At 77.2% G+C, this 4,618-nt stretch carries 2 protein-coding genes; both read right to left on the reverse strand.

What is annotated here, in order from left to right:
- A partial coding sequence (locus tag V7E45_RS38895; protein WP_333779008.1) for a beta-ketoacyl synthase N-terminal-like domain-containing protein occupies window positions 1-3,140 on the reverse strand: 3,140 nt, incomplete at its 3' end.
- Between the two features lies 1 nt (window position 3,141).
- Window positions 3,142-4,618: SDR family NAD(P)-dependent oxidoreductase (locus V7E45_RS38900; protein WP_333779009.1), on the reverse strand; the 1,477-nt coding region annotated here is incomplete at its 5' end.

The following is a 4,618-nucleotide window of genomic DNA, read 5'->3' on the forward strand; positions in this document are numbered from 1 at the left end:
GGGCTTACCGACGCGGTGGCCCGCCGGGAGGCGACGCCGGCAGCGGCCGGTGCGCCCTCGGGTCGGCCGGCGGACGCCGGCGGGGGCCCGGACCGGCGGTCGGCCGCCGGGATCAGTTCCGCCGCCGTGTCCGCGGTGTCCCGCAGCAGGGCGGTCAGCTCGGCGGCGGCCGGGAACCGGGTGGCGAGGTCGTCGAGGGCGGGCGTGCCCGGGCGGGCCGGTGGCGAGGTGCGCAACGCCGCACGGTCCGGCCGCAGTTCCGCGCGCAGGGCCTCCAGGTCGGGTCCGGCCAGGGACACCAGGGCGCCGTCGAGGTCGAGGCGGACGGGCGGGCGCGACGGTGGTGCGGGCGCGGCGGCGTCCGGACCGCGCACCGCGGTACGGGCGGCGGCGCCTGAAGGGGGCACCTCACCGTCGACGGTGACGTCCGGGGCGGACATCTCACCTTGGACGGCGGCCTCCGGCCGGGCCGCCTCAGCGTGGACGGCGGCGTCCGGGCGGGGTACCGCCGGTGCCACGTGGGCCCCCGCCGTCCACAGGGCGGTGGCGACCCGGCGGAGCTGGGCCATGCCCGTGCGGTGGGGCGAGTTGGCGGCGACGGCGAGGTGGTCGCGGTCGCCGAGGGTGTCGTCGACGAGGGAGGCGAGCTGTCCGGGTCCGGTCTGGACGAAGGCGCGGTGTCCCGCCGCGTACAGGGCCTCGACCAGCTCGCGGAAGCGCACCGGCTCCAGCAGGTGCCGTACGAACAGCTCGCGCACCGCCGTCTCGTCGCGCGGGAAGGGCGCAGCGGTCGTGCCGGACCACACCGGCACGGTCGGCGGGTGCAGCCGGAAGCGGCCGGCCGCCTCCTCGATGGGGGCGAGGTAGGGCTCCAGCATCGGGGTGTGGAAGCCGGAGCGGAAGGGCAGCACCTGGCAGAGCACGCCCTGGGCGCGGAAGGAGCGGGCGAACCGCTGCACCGCCTCGTCCGGCCCGCACACCATCGACTGGTGGGGCGCGTTGTCGTGGGACAGCACGATACCGGTGCCGGTCCAGGCGTCGGCGAGGGCGGTGCCGACCCGGTCGGCGGAGGCGCCCACGGCGGCGAAGGCCAGGCCCGGCACGGTCACCGCGTCCGGGTCGAACCCGGCCATGAACGCGTCGACGTCGGCGTCCGCGTACAGTCCCGCCGCCGCCATGGCGGTCCACTCGCCGACGCTGTGCCCGGCGACCGCGTCCGGTGCGACCCCCATCCGGCGCAGCGCGGCGTCGAGCAGCCGGCCGACACCGACCACCCCGAAACCGTGCCGTCCGACGTCACCGACCCGTACGTCCGTGTCCGCGCGGGTGAGCGGGGGCAGGCCGAAGTGGGCGGCGACGTCGTCGGCGCGGGGCGTGAAGTCGCTCTCCAGGCCCGGGAAGACGAAGGCGAGCCCGCCCCGGCCCGGACCGAGCAGCGGGGCGCTGCGGAACCAGACGTCGTTGCGGCCCTGCCAGGCACGGCCTCTGCCGACCGCGCGGCGGGCCAGGGCGAGCCGCTTGGTGGTGGGGTCCACGACGCCCAGGCGCGCCGGGCCCGCGTCGGGGTGCGGCCGTTCGGGGGCGAGGCCGGAGGCGAGGACCGCGTGGTCGTCGCGGTCGAGGAGGGCGGCGAGGCCGTCCTCGCCGTCGGCGGCGAGCAGCAGGATGCGCTCCGGCTCGGCGGTCAGGGTACGGGCCCGGCGGGGCGCCGGCCGGCGGCCCGGTGCCTCCTCCAGCACCACGTGGGCGTTGATCCCGCCGAACCCGAAGGCGTTGACGGCGGCGCGGCGGACCGGTCGGGCAGCGCCGGTCTCCCAGGGCCGCGCCCGGGTCAGGGTGCGGAAGCGGGTGGCCGCGAGGGCGGGGTGCGGCTCGTCGCAGTGCAGGGTGGGCAGGAGGGTGCCGTGGTGCAGGGCTAGGACGGCCTTCACCAGACCCGCCACACCGGCGGCCGGCATGGTGTGGCCGATCATCGACTTCACCGAGCCGAGCACGGGCCGCTCCTCACCCTCGTCCGTGGCCGGTCCGAACACGTCGGCGAGGGTGGTCAGTTCGGCCGTGTCGCCGGCCGGGGTGGCGGTGCCGTGCGCCTCCAGCAGCCCGAGCGAGCCGGGTGCCGCGGGGTCGAGCCCGGCGGCCTCCCACGCCTGGCGCACGGCCCGCGCCTGGCCTCCGGGGTCGGGGGTGACCAGGCCGGCGGTACGGCCGTCGCCGGCCACGCCGGTCCCGCGGATCACCGCGTACACCCGGTCACCGTCGCGTTCGGCGTCCGCGAGCCGCTTGAGTACGACGATCCCGGTGCCCTCTCCGATCAGGAGGCCGTCGGCGTCGCGGTGGAAGGGCCGGCTGCGCTGGGTCGGGGACAGGGCGCGCAGCTGCGAGAAGACACTCCACAGGGTGATGTCGTGGCAGTGGTGCACTCCTCCGGCCAGCATCATGTCGCAGCGGCCGGTGGTGAGTTCGGTGACGGCCTGGTCGACGGCGACCAGTGAGGAGGCGCAGGCCGCGTCGACGGTGTAGGCGGGGCCGCGCAGGTCGAGCCGGTTGGCGATGCGGGAGGCTGCGAGGTTGGGGACCAGGCCGATCGCGGAGTCGGGGCTGTCCGGGCCGAGCCGTTCGGTGAACGCCGCCCGCACCCGGTCCAGTTGGGCGGACGACAGCTCGGGCAGCAACTCGCTCAGGGTGCGCACGAGTTGTCCGGCTGTGCGCACCCGTTGGTCCAGCCGGACCAGGCCGGGGGTGAGGTAGCCGCCGCGGCCCAGGGTCACGCCGATCCGGTGCCGCTCGGGCAGCCGGTCGACGCCGCCCACGTCGGCGAGCGCGGCGGCGGCCACGTCCAGGGCGATCAGCTGGTCGGGTTCGGCGCCCGGCACGGAGGCGGGCATGATGCCGTACCGGGTCACCTCCACCTCGGCCAGTCCGTCCACGAATCCGCCGCGCCGGCAGTAGATCCGGTCCGCGACGGCGGGCTCGGCGGCGGTGCCGGGGTGGTAGTAGCCGGCGTCCCAGCGGCCCTCGGGTACGTCGGCGATCGCGTCCACGCCGTCGCGCAGGTTGCGCCAGTAGGCGTCGAGGCCCGCGGCGCCGGGCAGCAGTACCGCCATCCCCACCACGGCGACCGGGGTTCGGAGCTGCGTCATCTCACCAGCCCGAGGCGGTGTAGACGACGGCGCGCGCCGAGCGGTCGCCCCAGGCGAGTTCGCGGAGCAGGGCCGCGGTGCCCTCGTCCGGGTCGATCAGCCGTACTCCGCGGCGCGCGTACTCCCGGCCGAGTTCCTCGCCGACCATGCCGCCGTGCCGCCCGGCCGGTGCCCAGGGGCCCCAGTGCACGGTGAGCGCCCGGTGGCCGGTCCGCTCGGCCCAGTCGGTGCCGAGGCGTTCCAGGGCGTCGTTGGCGGCGGCGTAGTCGGCCTGCCCGCGGTTGCCGAGGACGGCGGCGACGCTGCCGAACAGGACGGTGAAGGCCGGCCCGCGGGGCAGGTCCGCCAGTGCGGTGAGCAGGGCGGCGGCCCCGGCGGTCTTCGTGCCGTAGACCCGTCGGAACGAGTCGGTGCTCTTGTCGGCGATCAGCCGGTCCTCGATCACTCCGGCGGCGAAGACGACCCCGTCGAGGCGGCCGTGTTCGGCGTGGATCTCCTTGACCGCCTGGAGGGCCGCGTCCCGTTCACGGAAGTCCACCGAGCGGTAGCGGGCCTCGCTGCCGAGGGCGTTGAGTTCGGCGAGGGTGGCGGCGATCTCCCGTTGCGCGAGGATCAGTTCTGCGGAGCGGTTGAGTTCCGCCGGGCTCGACGAGCCGTCCCGGGCGAGGGCGGCGCGCAGTTCGACGAGGGTGCGGGCGGCGGCGGTCCCCGGTGGCTCGGGTGCGGTGGCCGCGGGGGTACGGCCGAGCAGTTCGACGCGGCAGCGGCTCGCCGCGGCCAGCGCGGTGGCGAACCGTGCCGTGATGCCACGGGCGCCGCCGACCAGCAGCACCACGGAGTCCCGGTCCAGGCCGAGCGCGGCGGCCTCGGCGGCACCGTCACCGGCGGGTCCGGCGCCGGTGCTGCCCAGCGGCCCCAGGGGCGCTGGGACCAGTTCGAGCCCGTACCGCCCGCCGGTGGCGGTGCGCCGCACGACGGGGGCCGGTTCCGGGGCGAGCAGTTCGGCGAGCAGGGCGTCGGCGACGGCGCCCGGGGCGGTGTCGGGGACGGTGACCAGCCGGGCCAGGGTGCCGGGGTACTCGCGGGCGACCGTGCGGAAGAGGCCGTGCAGGCCCGCCGACCGCGTCGCCTGCGTGCCGTCGGCGGGCTGCACGGCCAGCAGGGTGCGCGGGGCGCGGGCGAGGGCCGCCCTGATCACGGGGAAAGCCTCCGGGAGCACCGGGAGTTCGGGGCCCGGGAGCGCGCCCAGGTACAGCACGCCGTCGGCCCCGCCGTCCGGCTCGCCGAGCAGACGGGTACGGTCGGCGACGACGGCGTCGGCGCCGTGCGCGCGCAGCCGTGCGGCCAGCTCCGCCGCCGCTCCCCCGCCTTCGCCGAGGAGGACGAACCGGCTGCCGCGCAGCACGGTCGCGGGGTCGGCGGAAGGGGGCGGCAGGGGTACGGGACGCAGGTCGCAGCGGTTCGGCGCCTCGCCCGGG

It is taken from the genome of Streptomyces sp. IBSBF 3136 (assembly GCF_036815105.1).
GTDB lineage: Bacteria > Actinomycetota > Actinomycetes > Streptomycetales > Streptomycetaceae > Streptomyces.